Source organism: Pseudoalteromonas atlantica, from assembly GCF_043641955.1.
In the GTDB taxonomy this organism is placed as follows: domain Bacteria; phylum Pseudomonadota; class Gammaproteobacteria; order Enterobacterales; family Alteromonadaceae; genus Pseudoalteromonas; species Pseudoalteromonas atlantica_A.
In genome coordinates, this window is record NZ_JBHZRV010000014.1 from 38,716 (window position 1) to 61,137 (window position 22,422).

General features: G+C 39.7%; 22 protein-coding genes and 1 tRNA gene. 14 read left to right on the top strand and 9 right to left on the bottom strand.

What is annotated here, in order from left to right; genetic code table 11:
- Window positions 1-80 precede the first annotated feature (80 nt).
- Window positions 81-875, top strand: coding sequence for an META domain-containing protein (locus ACHUE3_RS18405; protein ID WP_394193773.1), 795 nt, complete (start codon window positions 81-83; stop codon window positions 873-875).
- Between the two features lie 59 nt (window positions 876-934).
- Here ACHUE3_RS18405 and ACHUE3_RS18410 read toward each other — a convergent pair whose 3' ends face one another.
- Window positions 935-1,774, bottom strand: coding sequence for a 23S rRNA (adenine(2030)-N(6))-methyltransferase RlmJ (locus tag ACHUE3_RS18410; RefSeq protein WP_394193774.1), 840 nt, complete (start codon window positions 1,772-1,774; stop codon window positions 935-937).
- 275 nt (window positions 1,775-2,049) lie between these two features.
- On the opposite strand from ACHUE3_RS18410, the gene zapB reads away from it, so the two are divergent.
- From zapB to ACHUE3_RS18455, 9 genes are all read left to right on the top strand, one after another.
- Window positions 2,050-2,280, top strand: coding sequence for a cell division protein ZapB (zapB, locus tag ACHUE3_RS18415; RefSeq protein WP_394193775.1), 231 nt, complete (start codon window positions 2,050-2,052; stop codon window positions 2,278-2,280).
- Window positions 2,280-2,579 carry a cell division protein ZapA gene (locus ACHUE3_RS18420; RefSeq protein WP_394193776.1) on the top strand — a complete coding sequence of 100 codons (300 nt, stop codon included), beginning with the start codon at window positions 2,280-2,282 and terminating at the stop codon, window positions 2,577-2,579. The genes zapB and ACHUE3_RS18420 overlap by 1 nt, the downstream gene beginning before the upstream one ends.
- An 82-nt stretch (window positions 2,580-2,661) precedes the next feature.
- On the top strand, window positions 2,662-3,672 hold the full coding sequence (locus tag ACHUE3_RS18425; RefSeq protein WP_394193777.1) for an MBL fold metallo-hydrolase: 1,011 nt from the start codon (window positions 2,662-2,664) through the stop codon (window positions 3,670-3,672).
- An 84-nt stretch (window positions 3,673-3,756) separates the two neighbouring features.
- Window positions 3,757-5,226 carry a transglycosylase SLT domain-containing protein gene (locus ACHUE3_RS18430; protein WP_394193778.1) on the top strand — a complete coding sequence of 490 codons (1,470 nt, stop codon included), beginning with the start codon at window positions 3,757-3,759 and terminating at the stop codon, window positions 5,224-5,226.
- A 71-nt stretch (window positions 5,227-5,297) separates the two neighbouring features.
- A complete protein-coding gene (locus ACHUE3_RS18435) occupies window positions 5,298-5,786 on the top strand; it encodes an FKBP-type peptidyl-prolyl cis-trans isomerase (RefSeq protein ID WP_394193779.1) in 489 nt (162 codons plus the stop codon).
- Window positions 5,787-5,799: 13 nt separating this feature from the next.
- Window positions 5,800-6,528 carry an SDR family NAD(P)-dependent oxidoreductase gene (locus ACHUE3_RS18440; protein ID WP_394193780.1) on the top strand — a complete coding sequence of 243 codons (729 nt, stop codon included), beginning with the start codon at window positions 5,800-5,802 and terminating at the stop codon, window positions 6,526-6,528.
- A 13-nt stretch (window positions 6,529-6,541) separates the two neighbouring features.
- Complete coding sequence (locus ACHUE3_RS18445) at window positions 6,542-7,381, top strand: amidohydrolase family protein (protein WP_394193781.1); 840 nt, start codon at window positions 6,542-6,544, stop codon at window positions 7,379-7,381.
- Window positions 7,382-7,454: 73 nt separating this feature from the next.
- Entirely contained in the window at window positions 7,455-9,008 is a 1,554-nt protein-coding gene (locus ACHUE3_RS18450) for a S41 family peptidase (RefSeq protein WP_394193782.1), read from the top strand.
- 7 nt (window positions 9,009-9,015) lie between these two features.
- Window positions 9,016-9,396, top strand: coding sequence for a hypothetical protein (locus ACHUE3_RS18455; protein WP_394193783.1), 381 nt, complete (start codon window positions 9,016-9,018; stop codon window positions 9,394-9,396).
- A gap of 178 nt (window positions 9,397-9,574) precedes the next feature.
- Here the strand turns inward: ACHUE3_RS18455 and ACHUE3_RS18460 are convergent, their stop codons facing one another.
- The 4 genes from ACHUE3_RS18460 to ACHUE3_RS18475 all read right to left on the bottom strand — a co-directional run bounded on the left by ACHUE3_RS18460 (window position 9,575) and on the right by ACHUE3_RS18475 (window position 12,748).
- A complete protein-coding gene (locus ACHUE3_RS18460) occupies window positions 9,575-10,750 on the bottom strand; it encodes a mandelate racemase/muconate lactonizing enzyme family protein (protein WP_058560482.1) in 1,176 nt (391 codons plus the stop codon).
- Window positions 10,751-10,759: 9 nt separating this feature from the next.
- Window positions 10,760-11,527, bottom strand: a complete 768-nt coding sequence (locus ACHUE3_RS18465; protein ID WP_099296872.1) for a class II aldolase/adducin family protein — start codon at window positions 11,525-11,527, stop codon at window positions 10,760-10,762.
- 160 nt (window positions 11,528-11,687) lie between these two features.
- Window positions 11,688-12,011 (bottom strand): c-type cytochrome, encoded by a 324-nt coding sequence (locus tag ACHUE3_RS18470; RefSeq protein WP_099296873.1) that lies wholly within the window; start codon window positions 12,009-12,011, stop codon window positions 11,688-11,690.
- Between the two features lie 197 nt (window positions 12,012-12,208).
- Complete coding sequence (locus ACHUE3_RS18475; RefSeq protein WP_394193784.1) at window positions 12,209-12,748, bottom strand: DUF2058 domain-containing protein; 540 nt, start codon at window positions 12,746-12,748, stop codon at window positions 12,209-12,211.
- A gap of 330 nt (window positions 12,749-13,078) precedes the next feature.
- Here ACHUE3_RS18475 and ACHUE3_RS18480 point away from each other — a divergent pair, with 330 nt between their 5' ends.
- Complete coding sequence (locus ACHUE3_RS18480) at window positions 13,079-14,221, top strand: MFS transporter (RefSeq protein WP_394193785.1); 1,143 nt, start codon at window positions 13,079-13,081, stop codon at window positions 14,219-14,221.
- On the opposite strand, the gene ACHUE3_RS18485 is transcribed toward ACHUE3_RS18480, so the two are convergent.
- A complete protein-coding gene (locus tag ACHUE3_RS18485) occupies window positions 14,188-14,688 on the bottom strand; it encodes a prolyl-tRNA synthetase associated domain-containing protein (RefSeq protein ID WP_394193786.1) in 501 nt (166 codons plus the stop codon). The two genes, ACHUE3_RS18480 and ACHUE3_RS18485, sit on opposite strands and share 34 nt — an antisense overlap.
- Window positions 14,689-15,075 carry a hypothetical protein gene (locus tag ACHUE3_RS18490; protein WP_394193787.1) on the bottom strand — a complete coding sequence of 129 codons (387 nt, stop codon included), beginning with the start codon at window positions 15,073-15,075 and terminating at the stop codon, window positions 14,689-14,691. It abuts the gene before it with no gap.
- A gap of 172 nt (window positions 15,076-15,247) precedes the next feature.
- Between ACHUE3_RS18490 and ACHUE3_RS18495 the strand changes: the two genes are divergently transcribed.
- Window positions 15,248-15,323: transfer RNA gene (locus ACHUE3_RS18495), tRNA-Ala, on the top strand.
- A 382-nt stretch (window positions 15,324-15,705) separates the two neighbouring features.
- On the opposite strand, the gene ACHUE3_RS18500 is transcribed toward ACHUE3_RS18495, so the two are convergent.
- On the bottom strand, window positions 15,706-16,953 hold the full coding sequence (locus ACHUE3_RS18500) for a glutamate-5-semialdehyde dehydrogenase (RefSeq protein ID WP_394193788.1): 1,248 nt from the start codon (window positions 16,951-16,953) through the stop codon (window positions 15,706-15,708).
- Window positions 16,950-18,056, bottom strand: a complete 1,107-nt coding sequence (gene proB / locus ACHUE3_RS18505) for a glutamate 5-kinase (RefSeq protein WP_135474746.1) — start codon at window positions 18,054-18,056, stop codon at window positions 16,950-16,952. The genes ACHUE3_RS18500 and proB overlap by 4 nt, the downstream gene beginning before the upstream one ends.
- An 894-nt stretch (window positions 18,057-18,950) precedes the next feature.
- On the opposite strand from proB, the gene ACHUE3_RS18510 reads away from it, so the two are divergent.
- Window positions 18,951-20,804, top strand: a complete 1,854-nt coding sequence (locus ACHUE3_RS18510) for a cation:proton antiporter (RefSeq protein ID WP_394193789.1) — start codon at window positions 18,951-18,953, stop codon at window positions 20,802-20,804.
- Window positions 20,805-21,010: 206 nt separating this feature from the next.
- On the top strand, window positions 21,011-22,267 hold the full coding sequence (locus ACHUE3_RS18515; protein WP_394193790.1) for an aromatic amino acid transport family protein: 1,257 nt from the start codon (window positions 21,011-21,013) through the stop codon (window positions 22,265-22,267).
- Window positions 22,268-22,422 lie beyond the last annotated feature (155 nt).

Here is a 22,422-nt window from a genome sequence, read left to right on the forward strand (position 1 = left end):
AGATTAAGTGTGAAAGGAATACGCTTGATTTGCTATGCAGTCGCGTGTGCTGCAAGCTTTAGCTCATTCAAGGAAAATTTATGTCGTTACAAAAATCATCATTAGGCTGCGTTGCGTTATTAACCGCAAGTATTGCTCTTTCTGGTTGTACTCAGGAAAAAGCCCCCGACAATACAACAAAGCAAAAAACAATGGCGACTCTTAACACCCAAGTCACCTATTTAGACCGCAGTATGTTACGCCCAGGCTCCGTTTTGACAATTAAGCTTTTGGATGTATCTAAAATGGACGTCAAAGCAGACGTAATCAGCGAACAAGTCATAGAGCTCAATGGTGGTCCGCCGTATGATGTGTCGCTGCAATATGAGCAGTCAAAAATTAAAGCTGGCCATCGTTATAGTGTTAGTGCACGTATCGAAAACCAAGGCCAATTGCTTTACATTAGCACAACCAATAATGACCCTTTTGCACAACAGCAAACAGATAAACCTTATAAAGTAATCGTGTCAAAAGCCGCTGCACCTAAGCCAGACGTAACCCTAACAAACACTTACTGGAAAGCTATAAGCTTCAATGGTGAAGCTATTGAGGTGAAGACCAAAGAGCCTTTTATTCAATTTAAAGCCGATGGCACTACACATGGCTTTTTAGGATGTAATAACTTTACTGGTAGCTACGAAGTAAGTGAACAAGCGCTTACTTTCAAGCCATTAGCAAGCACTCAAAAAATGTGTATTGAGCAAATGAATATTGAAACAACGATGTCAGCAGTTCTTGATACCGCCAGCGAATTTGCTATTGATGGTGAAACACTCACAATGAAAAATGCTGCAGGTGAAGTCACAGCAACCTTCCAAGCAACGTACTTTAATTAGACTCTTGCATAAAAAACGCTCAAGCAAAGTTGGGCGTTTTTTAAAACAGCTTCAAACGGTTATTCTTCAACTAATTGTTCGCTGCGGTAAAAGCCGCTAGTATCGCTTAACAACCCCACTAATTCAGGTAACACTGCATCCATGGTTTGTTTTAACTTCCAAGGTGGGTTAATTACAATCATGCCTGATGCTGTCATACCATGTTCGTCAGTATCTGCTTGTGTAGCTAGCTCAAATAATTGAATATTACGCATTCCTGAAGCTATAAGCCCTTCTTCCATACGATCAATACGTTCTCTATCAACAACTGGATACCAAATCATGTAAGTACCCGTAGCAAAGCGCTGATGAGCTTTAACTAACGTTTTAACAACTGTATCGTAGTCGTCTTTGATTTCATAAGGTGGGTCAATCAATACGCAGGCTCTGCGTGATGCTGGGGGTAACAAACCAATAAGCCCCGCAAAACCATTTTCACCGCGTACACGGATTGAGCGCTTGCCTTGCATGTTTTCTTCGAGTAACACCAGATCCCTAGGGTGCAACTCAAAAAACCAACCTTTATCTTGGCGGCGTAAATAATGTTCAGCTATTTTTGGTGAGCCTGGATAAAAAGCAAGCTCTCCTTGTTCATTAAAAGATTTGATCAATGCTATATAGTCATTTAAAGCTTCGTGATCACTGCCGTGCTGATAAAGCTTTGCTATGCCATCTTGAAATTCTTGTGTTTTTTGTGCATCAGCAGAAGCTAATTCAAAAAAGCCCGCCCCTGAGTGAGTGTCGATATAATCAAGTGGCTTATCTTTAATTGTTTGATAACTTAATACCTGCGCAAGCACGAGGTGTTTAAGAACATCGGCTGGATTTCCAGCATGAAATGAATGTCTGTAACTGAGCATAATTTAAGTTTCGCTATAACCAATTGATAGGAGCTGTGAACGGTCTCATTATACCCAAGCTTATCTAAGATACGAGTTTATGATGAAATTAATATCCTCCTTAAACATCACAATACAAGCAATTAAAGTGAACCAATTCTGAATAAAGAAGCTGGCCAGCTGAATTTCCCCTTAACATCAAATAAAAAACAGCTAAAAGCTGCGTAAGTGCTAGCATATAGTGTAACTTTGCTTTACATTTGCAAGTTATTAATAACAGTTATATGAGCGCCTTTATGAACAACGAAACTCTTTCTCAACTCGAACAACTGATCGACCAATTAATCACTCGTAACAATGAGCTACAAGCTGAAGTAAAAAGCCTGACTGAAAAAAATGGTCAGCTAATTGACGAAAACGAAACCTTACAGCTTGAAGTACTTGATAGCGAAGAAAAGCAAAAAGACACAAGCTCAACACTCAGCGGCCTATTAGAGAAATTGCAAAGCGCCCAACAGGCTAGCTAATGTCTGAGTTGCAAAACCAGCGGGTCACTGTTGAGCTACTTGGCAAAGAGCAGCAATTTGCTTGCCCACAAGGCCAAGAGGAAGCACTGATTGCTGCTGCAAAGCACCTCAATGATTTAGTAGAGCAAATGAAACAACGCTCTACCGTAAGAAACGATCAAAAAGCCTTGCTTATGGCAGCATTGAACATCAGCCACGAGTTGTTAGAAGTGCAAAAGCAACAAGCAACAGCACAACAACAACAAGATGAGCTTATAGATAAACTTAGTTTATATTTAAACGACTCTAATCATAAATAAACAAGCGCACTATGCGCTTGTTTTTTTATATGCTAAAAAATGATTCACATATAAAAAGCAACTCTAATTTAGGTATGGATGCATGGTTCACCATTTTTTGCGCTCGCGTTTAACTCACTTATTCGTCATGGCCTGTTGTTTTTTTTCCGTCAATCAGGCTAATGCGCAATGGAAAAAAATATCTAACCAAGTCGATTTTTTTCAACAGCCCGCTAATTTACGTTTTTACGATTCAAACCAAGTGCTAATCAAGGGCAATAGTTGCGCACTCATGTTTGATGCTAGTGGCAATTTTTCAGCAGTTGAGGCAACGGTAAAACACCTAAAGCAAACTCTTAAAGTCCCTTTATGTTATATAGTCGCAAGCCACTTTCACGACGATCACCTACTTGGAATGGCAGTATTACAGCATCATTACCCTGATACTAAATTAATTACACACAAAAAATTAGCAACAAACTTTGCAGATTTTCAACAGGCGTATACCAATAAGTTAGATAACTACCAGCAAAGTATTGAATTAAGCTTTCAGCGCTTGGCCGAGCAACCTAAAGATAAACAACCAGCCTGGCGTGATAAACTTGAACTAGCTAAAGAGCGGCTGCTGCGATGGCGAGAGTACGCATTGCATTCACCTACTTTAACAGTCACTGACTCACTCACACTGGATTTGGGTAACTACCCTATAACAATCAATGCCTACCAAGCACATACTGATGCTGATTTAATGCTTTTTGCAGAGCAGCAAACAATTTTAATCGGTGGAGATATTGTCGACTATTTACCTTACCCAGGGCACGGAAATTTAACTAGCTGGCAAGAACTGTTAAAAGGATTAACTACAAGCACCATTGAGCAAATTATTTTACCCGGCCACGGTGAACCATTAACAGTAAAAAACCTTCAGCAATCTCACGCTTTTTTAACTGCTATACAAGAGCATGTGCAAAACAACCCAGAACAAAACTTAACTGAGCTTCAACAAAGTTTTAAAAAACAATTTGCTAACCAGTACATTACCGATGGTATTTCAGCCAAAGCTTACCCAATGTTTCTGCAAGCTGGACTTAAACGAGCTAAACAGTCAAAATAGCAGCCGCACAGGGTTGTGCTAAACTTAAACAAGGACTGAAGTTGGGTGGTTTTTATGTGCAGATATTTTTGTGCTTTATTGCTAATGTTTTTTTGGCTTTTCGGATGTAAAACAATCGAGCACCCAGTTGAATCTGATGAAACAATTCAAGCCCCGGTTATTTTTAATCATTTTAAGCCATCAAACACACTACCGACTACAGCCTTAAAAACTCACATTAGCGATGTGCCGTTAGGTATAAAAGCGCCAGAGAAAACAACACCAAAAATCACTTCAATAGCAACACAAAATCAGCGCCACACAGATTTATGGCAGCATATTGCACACAATTTACAGTTTAAAATATACCTCAACAAAGCATTAAAAAAGCGTATCAAGTGGTATGTTAAACAACCTCATTATTTAACAACAGTTAATAAACGGGCCGCCCCTTACTTATATCATATTGTACGAAAAGTAGAGCAACAAAAGCTCCCTATGGAAATCGCTTTATTACCCTTTGTAGAAAGTGACTTTAGACCTGCCATACGCTCATCCCAACATGCTGTTGGTGTTTGGCAACTAGTTGGCGCAACGGCTCATCATTTTGGAGTAAAGTCAGACCAATGGTACGATGGCCGCCAAGACGTGCTGGCATCTACAGACGCTGCACTGGCCTATTTAAAATACTTACACAAACGTTTTAATGGTAATTGGTTACATGCTTTAGCTGCATATAATACCGGTGAAGGCAGAGTAAAACGTGCTATAGCAGAAAATAAAAAACGTGGTAAAAGCACTGATTATTGGTCATTAAATTTACCCAAAGAAACCGCTGAATATGTACCAAAGCTACTTGCTCTAAGTTACTTAGTACAAAACCCCAATCAAGGCCTAAAGCGCCCTAAGTTAGCCAACAAAGCAATCACAACAGAATTTGACGTTGGCCAGCAGTTTGATTTTTCAGTTATCGCTAATTTATCTGGGATTGGTCGTAAGCAACTTCATAAGCTCAACTCTGGGTATTTAAAAAATCAAAGCTCACCGAATGGACCTCATACCCTTTTAATCCCTATGGCACAGCAAAACCTTCTGACGAGTCAATTTTTTAAACGTAACTTTGCAGGAGAGTATATCGTAAAACAAGGGGATACTTTGTATGCCATTGCGCGTCGCTTTGACATGCCAGTTAAAAAGTTAAAGATGATGAATAATAAACTATCAAACCTAATTAATATTGGTGAAACGTTAATTGTCGGCCAGCCACGCACCATGCCTGACACCTTAACAATAGATTATAAAATCAGCCCATACCTTGAACACACTGAAATCGCCATACCCACCATAGCCGTGGAATATCAAGTAAAACCCGGCGACACTATATGGGGAATAAGCCAGTTATATGATGTGCCTCACAAAGATTTAGCTCAGTGGAACCAGCTTAGCGCATCAAGTATTTTAAAGCCCGGTGCTTTGTTAGTACTTCATTTACCTCAAGCTACAAAGCCCACTTCCCAAATTAATGACGAAGGCATGCTTTCGGGGTTAGAAAAAACCTTAAATAAGTCGCAATAGTCAATAGTTTCAGATCTGTCACAATTAGCGTAAAATTAGCCTTTATCTATATTTTTCTATAAGAGATTGGCATGCAAATCAGTAAAAATTCAGCAGTTGAGTTTCACTACACCTTAAGTGAAGCGGGTGAGCAACTTGAAAGTAGTAAAAACGACGCGCCACTTAGCTATATTCATGGCCTTGAAGGTATGCTACCTGGTCTTGAAAAAGCCCTTGAAGGAAAATCTGCCGGCGACAATTTAACCGTGACATTAGCACCAAGTGAATCTTATGGCGAACGCGTTGATGATTTAATTCAACGCATCCCACTTAAGCACTTACAAGGCGATACCAAAGTATGGAAACCAGGCATGACTGCTATGGTGCATTCAAACCAAGGTAAGCACCAAGTTACTATTGTTAAAGTTGGCCGTTTTAATGCTGATTGTGATTTAAACCACCCATTTGCAGGCAAAACATTAACGTTTGATGTAGACGTTATTTCGGTACGTGAAGCCACGAGTGAAGAGCTGTCTCATGGCCACGTTCATAGCGAAGGCGGCTGTGGTCACAATCACTAATTAAGGACAAATAATGACAAAAGTTGCAATAGTAACCGGTGGAAGCTTAGGTATTGGTCGTGCTATTTGTCAGCGCTTAGAAAGTGATGGCTTCAAGGTATTTAACTTAGACATTCAAAATGGTGAATATGGTACTTGGCACGACTGTGATGTTAGCCAGAGCGCACAAGTAGAGCTGGCAATCGCAAAAATAGCGCAAAGCCAAGGCCGTATTGATGTGCTCGTATCGAACGCAGGTAAGCATCTTAGCGCAACTATAGAAGACACCGACGAAGCAACTTTTGATTCTTTGTTTGCGCTCAATGTTAAAGGGGCATACGCCGCTGTAAAGGCAGTATTACCGAGCATGAAAGCGCAAAAAAATGGGGCGATAATTTTTATCGCCTCTGATCAAGCAAGTATTGGCAAAAGCAATTCTTTTGCTTATAACCTGACAAAGCACGCCCTTGCATCGATGGCAAAAACAACGGCTTTAGATTATGCAGCCTTTAACATTCGTGCTAATGCTGTATGCCCAGGCACAATTGAAACACCTTTATTTCATAATGCTATTGACGCCTACTGCAAAAGTAGTGGCGCCAATAAAGCTGATATCGTTGCCCAAGAAGCTGCATTACAACCATTAGGTCGATTAGGGCAGCCTGAGGAAGTAGCCGCATTAACAGCATTTTTAGCAAGTGACAATGCAAGCTTTATCACCGGCAGCTTGCAAAACATTGATGGCGGCTACACAGCCCAATAGTTAGGTTAATAAAATGCATAATAAAATAATTGACCCTCATGTGCATTTTTTCAATCTAATTGAAGGTGAATACACGTGGTTACAAGGAGGCACACCGCCTCCATGGCCACACCTTGACCAAATAAAAGCGCCCATCACTGCTGCTAAGTTAATGCAGCATTGCCCATTTGAGTTAAAGGCCCTTGTTCACATAGAGGCTGGGTTTAATAATAATCACCCAATTGAAGAGTTAAATTGGCTCAGTAAGCATTTAGCACAGACTCAATATAAAGCAATTGGTTATGCAAAAATTGATGATTGCCCTGAAACTTTCCAACAAGCAATCGCAAGTTTACTACACCCATCGCTTGTTGGTATCAGAGACATCACAGAAGCAGAGGAAAGCTCGCGTTTGCTTAACCCTAACACTGTTACTAATCTGGCTTACTTAGCCAAGTTAGGGTTACATTTTGAAGCGCAATTTGAGTTAGAAAACACCTCTGTTAGCCAGCGCGTTGCTGACTACTGCGCACAGCTACCCAACCTACGAATAGTTATTAATCATGCCGGGTTACCTCAAAAAATAGATGACTGGAAAACAGGAGTTGCAGCTTTAGCACCTAAACAAAACGTATATATTAAATATTCGGGGTTTGAACTGCTTACTCTTTCAAAAATACAGCAACTTAGGTGTTTTGATTTTATATTCCAGCAATTTGGCGAGTTACGCGTGATGTTTGCTAGCAACTTCCCGGTTTGCCAAATACAGCATAGTTATGAGGCTATTTGGCAAAGCCATCATGCACTATGTAAAAATCCAATTTTGTGGCAAAAGTTGAGTTACGACAACGCACTTCGCTTTTACCAGCTTTAAATTTAATGTGGCTATCTTGTACAAATAAAAAGCGCTATATTCTACTAAACGTAGTTAAGTGCGAGTACGATTAATGAATAAGTCACAATATAAACTAGCTGTCGTGTCAGCCCTATCACTGGGTGTTTTATCAGGGTGTGGCTCAGGTTCCTCTGACAGCAACTCTTCAGGGCCAACAGTAATTAATTGGACACAAGGTGAATTTAAATCATCGCGCAATTTTCAGCAGCAATGCCAAGCGCTTAATGAGAAGCATTGGCTACGCTCATGGAGTAATGAAACCTACCTTTGGTATGATGAAATTGTTGACCGCGATCCCGCACTAACCGACTCTGTTGCTGATTACTTTAAACTATTAAAGACTGAAGAAATCACTAACTCCGGCGCTAATAAAGACAACTTTCATTCCAGCTTACCCACGCCGCAATGGCAAGCACAAAGTCAGTCTGGAATCACTTTTGGTTATGGATTTAAAACTAAGTTAATTAGCCCAACAGCACCTCGCCAAGCAGTTATTAGCTACACAGAGGCTAATTCCCCCGCTAGTCGAGCGAACCTCACACGTGGCTTTGAAATCATAGAAGTAGACGGTGTCGACTTTGTAAATGCCAGCACACAAGAGGACGTCGACACGATCAATGCCGGCTTATTCCCTAAAGAGTCGGGTAAAGTCACCTCGTTTACGTTCAAAAGCGTTACTACATCAGAAATACGAGAAGTCACGCTTACCGCTCAATCAATAGCAACGCAACCGGTAACTAACGTAAAAACACTGGCTGATGGGAGTGTCGGTTATTTTCAGTTTAATAGCCATAATGCAGTGGCAGAAAAACCCTTATATGATGCGTTTAATACTTTAAAAAACAATAATATCACTGATTTAATCATCGATATTCGCTACAACGGCGGTGGCTTTTTACAAATGGCAAGCCAAGTGGCTTATATGATTGCAGGTGATGCGAATACGAATAATAAAATTTTTGAACGCACTATTTTTAACGATAAACACCCTGTATTTAATCCTGTAACAGGTCAGCGTTTAGAGCCCGTATTATTTACCGATGAATTTGTCGGCTTTGCTGAAAATCCAAGTCTTAACCCTGGTACTAAACTACCCACCCTCAACTTAGAGCGCGTTTATTTACTCACAACAAGTAGTACATGTTCAGCTAGTGAAGCCATTATTAACGGCTTGCGGGGGGTTGATATTGAGGTAATACAAATTGGAGCTGGTACCTGCGGTAAACCGTATGGGTTTTATGCTACCGATAACTGCGACGTTACCTATTTTACCATTCAATTTACCGGTGAAAACAACAAGGGCTTTGGTGAGTATGCTAATGGCTTTGCCCCACAAAATACGGTTAACACCGAACGCTTACCCGTGCGTGTTCCTGGTTGTGCTGTGGCTGATGACTTTACTCGTCAGTTAGGCGACCCTGATGAAGCACTTTTAGCAACAGCGCTTAATTATCGTGAAACAGGTAGTTGCCCTATCCCTACATCAACGGCCAGCTTGCAAGGTTTTGCGCCTTCACATCAAAGTGACACGCCTAAGGTGATTGATACACGAGCCATCACATTTGCAGAGCAGAACAAAGTGTTACCTAAAGCTGATAATGAGTGAATTTATAATGAAAAGCACCTTTGGTATTTGCATACTAAGTAGCACCTTGTTATTGGGTTGTACAGCATCAGCTGATAAGCCCACGCCCAAATTACAGCATGCACTATTACAAGAGCCGCAAAGCGAATTAATTGCGCAAGGTATAGCGCGGCTCATGCGCAGCAATAATATTGCCGTTGCAAAAGATGTATTTATGCAACGCAGCCTAATGGTAGTGGATAACGTCACTAAAACAGATGAATTAGGTAACCCAATTATGGGTAGACAACTTAATATGCCTGACAGATTTGAGCTACTGATCAAAAATGATCTGTGCTTTGTTCGCCATTTGGATAGCAAAGCAACTGAGCCATTGCCGAATGTGAAATGTAAGGTGAATAATAAGTAGATGCTAGGTGCTAGGTGCTAGGTGCTAGGTGCTAGGTGCTAGGTGCTAGGTGCTAGGTGCTAGGTGCTAGGTGCTAGCAAGAGGTTAATGAATTAAAATCCCGTGTCTACTTAGCAGGGTTATATCAAAATAGTATTTACGAGAAGCAAGCTTAGCTTGCTTCTCGTAATTCAGGTTTTTACTTGATCTCTACTCTTTGTGAACGCATGACAATCTCGTCGTTTAGCTCAATACCTAAACCTGGCTCTTCTGATACTTCAAAGAAGCCATTTTTTGGCTGTGGATCTTGTAAACACAATTCGCGGTTCCACTTTTTGATTGCATAAGTGTGATGTTCATGAATTAAAAAGTTAGGAATAGCCGTTTCAAGGTGCAATGATGCAGCAGTCGCAACCGGTCCGCCACACACATGCGCTTGAATACGCACATCAAAAATATCAGCGTAATCACACACCTTTTTAGTCTCGGTAAACCCGCCACATAAACCTATATCAGGTTGTAGTACGTCGATGCTTTGATCTTCAAGGTATGGGCGCACACCCCAACGGTTATATAAACGTTCACCACCAGCGATTGGTACGGCAACTTTATCTGCAACTTTTGCATGCAATGAGTGGTTTAAATAATTGACTGGTTCCTCGTAATACATGCAGTCAAATTCTTCAGCTATCTCACCGATTTGAATGGCAGATGTTGCCCCTGGCAAACTATGACATTCAAAAATAATATCGACTTCGTCACCTACTGCTTCTCGAATAGCTTGCATACGCGCGCGGTATAGTTTCATTTCAGCACGTGAAATGATCTTGGTGCGATCATAATATGTATTACCATCTTTATCATACTGAATAGGATCAACTTTTACTGCGTCGTAGCCTTCAGCAATCGCTTTTAAAGCGGCTTCTGCATATTCTTGTGGTTGTACTAGGGCTTTAAATTCGCTATCCCAGTCAAACTGTAATTGCGAGGCGTAAGTACGTAGCTTATCGTTAACTTTACCGCCGAGTAACTGGTAAACAGGTAAACCAAGTGCTTTACCTTTAATATCCCAAAGTGCAGTATCAATGGCGCTCATTGCGGCATACACGACAGGACCACCACCTAGACCCCAAAAACTTTCACGTAGCATACGTGACCATAACTTTTCTGTTTGAAATGGGTCATGACCAATCAAAAACGCATCAGCCATTTCTTTGATCATAGCAGCAGCGGCACTATGGCCTAAATCGTACGCCAGACCCGCCTCACCAACACCGCTAATTCCTTCATCAGTGTGAATACGAACAAATACAGGAGTCCACGCTGGACGCTCAGGGCAATGAATATCAAATACTTCAACGCGATTAACTTTCATGAAAATTCCTTAATTAGCAAAACTTGGATCAAGACGATAGGCTTTGCGTAGCATTGCAGGCCAAGCTAACTGACCACCCGTACTACCACTGTGCACAACATTGGCTTGATTATAAATATTATCGATAATAGCTTGCGGTACTGGCGTGACATCTGCACCGCTTGATTGCAGTGCGAGTTGAATTTCACACGCGCGCTGTAAATCATAAAAGCGCATGAAGGCGTCGCCTACTGTTGGCCCTACAGTTAAGCCACCGTGGTTTACTAATAACATGTGATTGGTATTAGCAAGGTCATCTTGCAGTCGTTTTCTTTCATCATCATTCACTGCAAGTCCTTCATAACCATGATAAGACAATGACGGTAATGAAAACATCGAATACTGACTAAGTGGCAACAAGCCTTGTTTTTGCGTTGCTACTGCGATGGTTTCTTTAGTATGTAAGTGAATAACACAGTGGGCATCGTCACGCACTTCATGAATAGCACTGTGAATAGTAAAACCAGCCGGATTAATTTTAAATGGAGTGTCATCTAATATATTGCCCGATAAATCCACTTTCACCAGGTTTGATGCCGTTACTTCGTCAAATGTGAGACCAAACGCATTTACAAGATAATGATCTGTGCCAGGTAGGCGTGCCGATAAATGCGTGTAGATTAAATCACCCCAACGAAAGTGATCAACTAAACGATAACAAGCGGCTAAATCAACACGTAACTGCCACTCCTGTTCTGATACTTTATTTTTTAAATCAAGTTGCGGTAATTCAAACATATTTATGCCTTGTATAAACACACTGAGTACAATGCGAAATAGATGTATAGAAGTCTAAAGCAGTCTAGGGTTGCAATCAACCGTTAGAAACAAAACAGCCACATCAAATAAATTGATGTGGCTGTTTAAGCGTTAACTAGTATTCAGCTTAACGTGTTAACTACTTAACGTTTGATAAGTAATCAGCAATTGCTGCCATTTCTTCTTCAGATACATTCGCAACCATGGCTTTCATTGCCATGCTCATGCCATTTGCGCGAGCACCTGACTTTATGTCTTTCATTTGTGCGAGTAAGTATTCTTTGTTTTGACCATTTAGCTTAGGATACATTGCCATGATAGGTGATTTACCTTCAGCGCCATGACATGTTTGACAGTTTTTAGCGGTATAAAGCGCTTCACCGTCCGCAGCCATTGTTGAAAATGAAGCACTTGCAGCCACAGCAAGGCTTGCCCCTAAAAGTAGTGTTTTTATCTTGCTCATTATATTTTCTCTTCTTTTTAACGGTTTAGAAATTTATCTAATTAAGTGTAGACCATGCACACTAACTTGCTAATTTGTACGTAAATCATACACTGTGTAGATCACTGATACCTCATAGGTGTACTTTACTTATTGTACCAATAATAGTTAAAAATAACCTACTTCATAAACCATTAAAGAGACACCTACAAGATTACCTACCACACAAGATCATCTGGCACTTCAAAGTCAGCATATGGGTCATTATCGTCTTTATCTTTATCATCTGGTTCAACATGGAATACGATATACTTTTCATCAACTTCAGCGACTTTGCGTGCTGGCTCATCTTCCAGTACATAAAACTGACCTTCAAGCACACAAATTGCTAAACGCCCGCCTGATAACGCTTTTTGAGTTTTTTCATTTACATCGAGTTCTTTTACTTTATTCTCAAAAGTAAAATTAAAGGTGCGCTCACCTCGGATTTCATCTTGATTGTGGTGCTCTAATATTTGCTTAACACGTGCAACCTGTTCACGCTGCTTTAGATCACCTTGGCGAGCTTGATTTAGTTCTTCAGCTTTCTTTTGCTGTTCTAACTTTGTTTGCTGAATATGTTTTTGCAAATCACTTGGGTTACTGGTTGCGCCCTTCTTTTGTTTTTTTTGTTGCTTTCGTTTCTCACTTTTTGCAACTTTCGCTTTGTGCGACGTTGTTAACCCTGCCTGAAGTAACTGGTCTTGTAATGAACCCATTGTCTTGTTCCATGAAAAACTGATATTGGAATTATTTTATACCGATACCCACCACACCTCAAGATACGAGTTGCGCTAGAATTCAACCAATTTTGCCAACCCATTAATTGCGCTACGGATTAATACTTAAGATTTACCATCTTTATGCTGGTAATACCAACCCGCTTAATTATGCGAATTGGTATAAAGTAGCAAAGCTAAAAGTGCAAAACCTGATTTAGCGCAATTAAATTGTATTTCTTTATCTAAAATAATAACTTAAATCGCTTTTGCAATTGATTTAACGACAACTAAGCGTAAGCTATCTGCTTTTAATATTAGGCTAAATAAATGCGTATTTTTCATTTATTACTGTGCTCATTATTTATATTTTTTGTTTTGTATGCGCCCCAGCCACTTTTAGGGTTATTTGCGACTCAATTTTCTGTCAGTCCTGCCGCTGCGGGCAGCTTGATGACTGCAACAATGGTGCCATTGGCGATTGCCCCTCTCATATATGGCTTAATACTCGCCAAGCATAATCCATTACAGATTTTACGTTATGCGATGCTTGGGCTAGCAGTCAGCTGTATTATTTTTACCTTAGTTCCACGATTTGAACTACTTTTACTTATCCGCTTTATACAGGGGTTAATCTTACCTGCCGCACTCACGGCCATGACAACCTATATTGGCATGTCATATAAAGCAGATTGCATGCAAAAAAAGATGAGTTTGTACATCGGCAGTACAATTGCAGGCGGATATTTTGGCCGTGTGCTAGCTGCGGTGTTTGCTGATTTGTGGAGTTGGCAAAGCTTTTACTACGTGATAGCTGCCGGTTTGATATTACTTGCATTGACAATGACTAACCGCACATACCAAGCAACGAAAGAACCGCAATCACCACTTAGTTATTTAAAACAGCTAGCAACTGCACCCATATTAAAACTTTACAGTGCTGTATTTTGTATGTTTTTTTGCTTTGCTGCTTTGCTTAATTACCTCCCATTTATTTTACAAGACACCTTTTTAATAACTAATACCCGCGATATTGGCTTTGTTTACAGTGGCTATCTTATTGGTGCCTTAGCATCGATTGCTACACCTTGGTTATTAAAGCGCAGTTCGGGGGCTTGGCACTTACTCAGTGGAGTGTTTATTTTTTATTGTGGGACAATATTAATCTTAATGAGTAACCAACTCATAATCTTCTTAGTGGCTTTCACCGGTTTTTGTGCTGCGATGTTTATGATCCACTCAACCGCTGCACCTTTGGTAAATAAAATAAGCAAGGCACCAGCTAGTGTGACCAATGGTGGTTATGTATCTTTTTATTATAGTGGAGGAGCGCTAGGCTCCTTTTTACCAGGGCTGGTGTACCAACAATACGGACACATTGCGTTCATGATTACGCTTTTAGCGGTATGCTTTTGCGGGTTTATGTTGGTGTTAAGTAGTTATTTAGCGGGTAAAAAAGCCACTTTAGGTTGATGCCCAGTGCTTGCAAAAAAGCGCTCTAAGTCACTTTTAGCCATAATCCACGTTTGCGTATTTTCAAATGGGTGGCAATGGAATAAATCACCAAACCAAATATCTTGATCTAGCCAAACAGTGACATTATTTTGCTTATCATTCATAAGCGCAAGCATAGACACACACCCAGGAGCGACTTTTAAATAGCGCGCTAGCCGCTCATCGGAGGCAAATCCCAACCTGGATAAGCCTTGATATTTAGCTAACGCTTTTAAATCAAGCTGCTTATCATGAGCCGTAATCACTAAGAAATGGTTTTTCCCTTCATTATCACGCAAGAATAAATTTTTTAAACGGGTACCGGGCCTTTCGACCAAAAACGCATCCGCATCTAAGCTGCTGTGCAAAGGTGGATGCTCTATTACTTGGTAATCAATACTTAAATGCGCAAGGTATGCAATCAGCTTATTTTTATCTGCAAGCATTTATAAACAACGACCTCTTAATTGAACACTTAAATCACGCCACATGACTTCATCAATTTCATATTTATCAGGGCAATATTGCTGTTGCTCTAACTCTGTTTTCAACATTGCTACAGCTTGGTTTTCAAGCTCTAACTTTAAACTATTTGATTCTTCAAAATACTCTTGCTCAGCAAATCGTTTAAATTCGCTGCGTGTTAAAGGCCGATCAGAGTTGCGGCTTTTTCTGCTATTTGCTTTTACAGACACTACATATGCGAAGATTTTATTACCTTGATCATCTAACTTTTTATACAATTGCTTGTTATTGATTTCAAACGGCGCATCTTCTTGTTGGCTTGCACAACCGAATAGAAACAGGAGTAACACCCAAGTATATTTTTTCATTTTAGTTTCTATCTGTATTTTATTAGCCCCTAGTCTATCAAAAAAACTTTACTTACGTGAATTTTCATAAAAAATTAAAAAACACTTGACCAAATCTATAAATCTCATTAAAGTTCGTCCCGCTTGAAAGGGAAACTCAAGTAGGTTACAAAGTTTGTAACTTTAGGAATGTGGGGCTATAGCTCAGCTGGGAGAGCGCCTGCCTTGCACGCAGGAGGTCAGCAGTTCGATCCTGCTTAGCTCCACCACTTTCCTACCTCTTCTAAAGAATAAATCAAACACCATCTGAACTAGATCATCTTCCAATAATATTGAATCCTATTAAATCATTTTAATTTTTTAATAAATTAACCTGAACTCTGGTTAAGAGATGTACTAATATATTGAAATTAAATCACAAATATATTTATTAGTCTCCAGCCGGAGAGTTTTAGCGATAACAAGGCGAATTTACGCGTCAATAGCTAGCCTATTGCAAGTAAATTCAACGCAGTTAGCGTTGAAAGTAGCCGCTGGAGATAGATTTATTATCCAGAGTTCAGGTTAATAATTTAGCGCAAAAAAATCGGCCCCAACATTCGTCAGCACCGATTTAATTTTCTACCGCCCATTACAACGGTATGGATTAGATTATTCGCGAACTTGACCTTCGCCATCTACTAAGTATTTTTCAGTTGTAAGTGACTCTAAGCCCATAGGACCATATGCGTGCAACTTAGATGTAGCGATACCGATCTCAGCACCTAAACCTAGTTGTGAGCCATCAGAAAAGCGTGATGATGCGTTAACCATTACAACTGATGCATCAACACTACGCTGGAATAATTTAGCCGCATCTTGGTTTTTAGTACAAATAACTTCAGTGTGGTTTGAACCAAACTGAGCAATATGATCAATTGCTCCAGCAAAATCAGGCACTACACGAATAGCAATTTCTAAATCAAGGTACTCTTGACCAAACTCATTATCAGCAAGCACGGTTGCATTATCAAAGTATTGTGCCGCTTTGCTGTCGGCGTTAATTTTCACACCTTCTTGACGAAGTACAACCGCACACAAGTTTAAAAATTCATCGGCTACTGCTTCATGTACTACTAAACCTTCTAGCGCGTTACATACACCAGTACGTTGTGTTTTACCATTGAGTAGTAAATTCACCGCCACTTCTAAATCAGCGTCTTTATCTACATATAAATGACATACACCTTTAAAGTGCTGAATAACAGGAATAGTACTGTTGTCTGTGACAAAATTAATAAGGCCTTCGCCACCACGTGGAATAATTAAATCAATGCTGTCCCTTTGTTGCATTAATTCCATTAATAACCCACGATCTGGATCTGGGATAACAGAAATAAGTGCAGCCGGTAAGTCATTATTCTCTAATACCTGGTGCATTACGCTTGCGATTGCTTGTGAACTTTTAAGCGCTTCTTTACCACCGCGTAAAATTACGCCGTTTCCTGATTTAAAGCACAATGCGCCCGCATCAGCAGTTACATTTGGGCGTGCTTCATAAATCATACACACTACACCAAGCGGTACGCGCATTTTGCGAATTTTAATACCATTTGGACGCTCTGTGATGTCACGTAATTGACCGACTGGATCATCAAGTGAAACGATCACTTCAATGCCCTCAGCCATTGCTTCAATACGTTCGTCATTAAGCGTTAAGCGGTCAATCATTGATGCAGCTAAATTATTGTCACGTGCCGCGCTTAAATCACTCTCATTTTCTTTAATGATGAATGCTTTTTGTTCTCTTAGTGCACTAGCCATTTCCAGCAACACACGGTTTTTTGTCTCGGTATCGAGTAAAGCTAACTGGTGTGCAGCTTTTGCTGCTTGACGTGAAATATCCGTAATTAAACTCATGACTTCTCCAATAATGCGATATCTTTCTCTGAAATAACTGGGCCAATCGAATCTTGCATCTTATCACTAAACTCGCTTTGTTCGTTATCGGCTATAAAATTCAATAAACAACTGCTGTAATTAGCTGTTGCTTTAGCTAAGCGTGTACCATCGTTACTACGAACTAAGATAGTATCACCAATAGCAAACTCACCATGCACGGCAACGATTTCGTCACCGCGAATACAGCCTGTTTCACCTTCAAGAGATTCATCAAATGAACCTTCGACCACAACTTCACCTTGCTCATTTGCCGTGTGAGTCATCCAATGCACAGCTTCTTGCATTGGTTTTTCATAAGGTAAAAAGACTGTTCCAGGGTTTATACCCTCTAATAACTGGTTAAATGTTTGCTCTTTAAAACCATTAATAATGTATGTAGTAATACCATGTGAAGTTGCTTTTTCTGCGGCTTCTATCTTCGTTTTCATACCACCTGTACCCACTGCGCTGGTCGCGCACCCAGCCATAGCGTATATAGATTCGTCTATAGACTCTATCTCAGGAAGCAATACAGCATCATCATGTAAGTTCGGGTTTTTATTGTATAACCCATCAACATCCGAAAATATCATCAATGCATCAGCATCTGCCGCAGCTGCAACCATTGCTGATAAGTTATCATTGTCGCCAACTTTTAAATCATCAGTGGTTACCGTGTCATTTTCATTCATGATTGGTAATACACCATGCTCTAATAATGTGAATACGGTTTCACGGATGCTTTCATAACGTTCACGGTCACGTAAATCACCGTGGGTTAATAAAATTTGTGCTGAAGGGAAATCGAAAAAACGGTCCCACATTGCCATCATTTCTGTTTGACCAGCAGCTGCCATAGCTTTTTTCATGGTCACTGTACGTTCTTGCTGATCAGGGAATAGATGAGCACCGGCTGCAACAGAGCCAGATGAAACCAAAATAACTTCAATGCCGCGACTACGACAACGAACGATAAACTGTGCGATAGTTAATAAATAACGTGAACGACAACCATCTTGATCAGGGGCAATTAATGCGCTGCCCACTTTAAGTACAATACGTCGCCAATTTAACTTTTGCATAATGTATTTCAACTTTCCATTTAACTGTAACTTCTCAAAGAGAAGTAAGAAAACAATCACTTAGCATCATTACTAAGCTGCGAGTTTACAATTTGTATGTTCCTATACACTTTTTAGCACTCAGCAAAATACACCCATTTCTATCTGAAATAGTGAATTTTAGATATAGCATAACTTTCATCCAATCATTAGATTGAACAGTTATAAAGTAAAATAAAAAGTGTTGTTTATGCATCGCTGTAAAAAGCTGTGTGAAGCTTCTTTATTAACAACATACATAGAGCCTCTAAAGTCAGATACACCAACAGATAGGGTGATGACTTAAGGACCGAGATTTGTTCACCACGATGGGTGCCAAATATTGAACAGGTAATAATTCAACTCAAAATATAAAAATAGCCTTTTAAAGGCAATATGCTTTTAAGTAAACCAATACCCAAAAATGAGTAATTACATACAAATTTTATTCAAAACAAAAAACTATTGATTTTTAAACAAATAAATATAGTAACCTGCATTTAAGTTAGCTTTATTCGCACTAAATTAAAAATAACTATATGTATTCGCTTATAGCTCAATCAGAACTATTTAGATAACAAATTGTTTGAACACTAACTATAATACGCTAAAATCGACTGTAAGATCAAGGTTATATTTTATGCGCTTGGATCACATCAAGATGAGAGCATAAATTATCCATATATTTCATAATGTTAAAGAATAATGAATTTTTAATGAAACGGACTAGCTCAATAACCACGATATTTTCTACAAAAAAATCATAAGCAGCTAAAATTCTATTAGGAGAAATGATCATACACGTGTATATCCCTGTATTATAAGTTTGATAGTCTTTTCTCTAAATCAAAGTAATAGATAAGGAATACTTTATATATGTCAGCCATTTATATAGCCGGGATTGCGCTTTGTTCGGTTCTAGCTCAGTGGGTAGCGTGGGCCTTTCGCGTTCCTGCTATTTTGTTTTTATTACTCACCGGCCTTTTGCTTGGGCCAGCAACTGGCGTATTAGATCCTGACGCATTACTTGGCGATTTGTTGTTCCCGGTAGTGTCATTGAGTGTAGCTGTTATCCTATTTGAAGGCTCATTGACTCTGCATTTCAAGGAACTCAAAGGTATTGGTAAAGTTGTCAGAAACTTGTGTTCCATCGGCATGATTGCCACCTGCATTATTATTAGTTTAAGTGCTTATTGGATTTTAGAATTGAATTGGCGCGTCGCTGCCGTGCTCGGTGCTGTACTTGTTGTGACAGGCCCTACCGTAATAGCACCTCTTTTAAATTCAATGAGACCAACACAAGATATTGACCGTATTTTGCGCTGGGAAGGCATTGTTATAGACCCTATTGGCGCACTATTTGCGGTTCTAGTTTTTGAAGCTGTTATGCTGGTTGGCCAAGGTGAAGTCTTTGTTCATACCCTTATTGCTTTATTCAAAACGCTTGGAGTTGGCTTGACGATTGGCCTAGTCGCAGGTTGGCTAACCACACTTCTAATTAGAAAAGAATGGTTACCCTTTGAATTACACAAGTTTGGCATTTTAGCCTTAGTATTAATTAGTTTTACTGTTTCTAATCACCTTAGCCACGAGTCAGGACTTTTAGCTGTCACCGTATTTGGTATATGGCTGGCGAATCAAGACGATCTTGAAATTGACTCAGTCCTGGAGTTTAAAGAAGACTTATCAATGATATTGATTTCTAGCTTGTTTATCCTACTGGCTGCTCGACTTCAACTATCTGATCTAATGATGTTAGACGGTGATGTATTTATTTTTTTAGCGGTTGTATTGTTCATTGCTCGACCTGTGTGTATTGCGCTGTCTACTTTTGGCTCTGACTTACCCGTCAAGTCACGCCTAGTATTAGGGTGGATCGCACCTCGCGGTATTGTCGCGGCTGCTGTAGGCTCAGTATTTGCTATTAGTATGATGGAAGCTGGTGTCGCTGATGCTGAGAAAATTGTCCCGTTAATTTTTACCGTTATTATTATCACTGTTGTGTTACAAAGCTTAACGGCAATACCGGTAGCTAAATTATTAGGAGTGCGTCAACCTTCTCCAAATACAATCCTAATCATCGGGGCTAACCATGTTGCTCGCGCGATTGCAAAAGGCTTAAATGATCAAAATATTCCTGTCCATTTGTCTGATCCAGCTTGGGAGAACTGTAAAATGGCTCGTATGGATGGTCTTCCTTGCTATTATGGTAACCCTCAATCTGAACATGCTGAGCGCTATTTACCGCTTACGACAATACGCAGTGTGTTAGCGCTATCGCCTAATAGGCATCATAACGCGCTAGGCGTACAATATTTTTCTCATTTATTAAACGAAAAAAATGTATTTTCACTGCGATCTTCAACCAGTCATGCCAAAGCGAACAAGGACAGTGCAACTTTTTTATCACGCCAGATCTTATTTGGTGATATCGGTGCCTACTCTCGTTTAAGTAGCTTAATTGCGAAAGGCGGAAAAGTCAGTGCTACTCGGATCTCCGAAGAGTTTAGCTGGGAGAAATACCAAGAAATGAATAGCGAAGCAATTCCACTATTTATTTTACATGGTGAAAAAGATATTGACGATGACTCGCCAGTCAAAGTACGCCCGTTCACAATCAATATGGAAAAACCGCCACAACAAGGTGAGCGCATAGTTGCTTTACAACCACCTAAAATGTCAGTGTTAAAAGATCCAAGTAACGGTAAATCGAAAGAACCCAAGCAGTAATTCAATAAGAGCTAGGAATTAAATTCCTAGCTCTTCTTTCTAATAACACATTGAAATTAAAAGCCTAATGATATTTATATTAGTGAAATAATACAGTGTAACTCTCACCTTACAGCATAGTTATGTTAATACATCGACAAAACATGCATTCACGCTTCAACTTATATATCCTGCCGCAAATTATTATTCTAATTGGTGGAGTATAAATGAGCTCATATCAAGATGTAACGCAGTTAGATGCATCGACAACAAACAAAACAACATGGAATCTACACGATACTCAGTGGGTTTTAAGTCTATTTGGCACAGCTGTAGGCGCAGGTATCCTGTTTTTGCCTATCAATATCGGCATTGGTGGCTTTTGGCCATTAATTATTTTGGCCTGCCTAGCTTTTCCTATGACTTTTTTAGCTCACCGAGGCTTAGCGCGATTCGTTTTATCGTCCAATAATAAGGATGCTGATTTTACCGATGTTGTAGAAGAGCACTTTGGAGTAAATGCCGGACGACTAATTTCATTGTTATACTTTTTATCTATCTTTCCAATCTTGCTTATTTATGGTGTAGGGTTAACAAATACTGTTGATAGTTTTATCGTCAACCAACTGGGCATGGAATCACCTTCAAGAGTGTTACTGTCAGGTGTGCTTGTAGCAGGTATGATCAGCCTAATGCTGGGCGGTGAAAAACTCATGCTGCGCGCATTCGCTATTTTAGTGTATCCATTAGTCGCTATTTTATTTTTCTTATCTATTTACTTAATTCCTAGCTGGCAAATGCCTAATATGGCTTTTCCTGAGCTGGGTAGCTTTACTAAAACTCTGTGGTTATCAGTGCCTATTATTGTGTTCTCATTTAGTCATGCGGCGGCAATTTCAAGTTTTGCCAACGTGCAGCGTGGTCACTATGGTAATGATGCAGCAACAAAATCAGAAGCTATTTTAAAGCGCACCAGCTTATTATTAATTGTATTTGTACTGTTATTTGTATTCTCGTGCGTGCTTTCTCTTTCAACAGAGCAAATGGCGCAGGCAAAAGCTCAGAACGTGTCTATCTTATCGTACTTAGCAAATATTACTGAAAACTCATTTATAGCAACCCTAGGTCCTCTAGTAGCGTTTATAGCTATTACATCATCGTTCTTAGGGCATTTTTTAGGAGCGCGTGAAAGCTTTAATGGCTTAGTCACTAAGCAAACCAAACTGACTACGAAAAACGCTGATAAGTTGGGTGTGGCAATTATGTTTTTTGCTATCTGGTTTTGTGCAGTTAAAAATCCGAGCATCTTAGATATGATGGATCAACTATCAGGCCCTATTATTGCCATGATCTTATTTATCATGCCCATGATAGCCGTATTTAAGGTACCAGCCCTTAAAAAGTACCGTGGTAAAAGTGCTTACTTTATATTATTTATGGGTAGCTTGGCGGTTCTAGCACTGCTGTATAGCTTTATAAAATAATTAGTAATACCAATTCGCTTAATTAAGTGAGCTATTTTGAGGGTAGAAAAACGTGTTGATAGCTAGGCAAAAAATTCGCTATTTAGTTGTTCTAAATGAGAATTTTTTAACGCAGGTAGCGACACGTTTAGCCCCGCAAAATGATTAAGTATTAT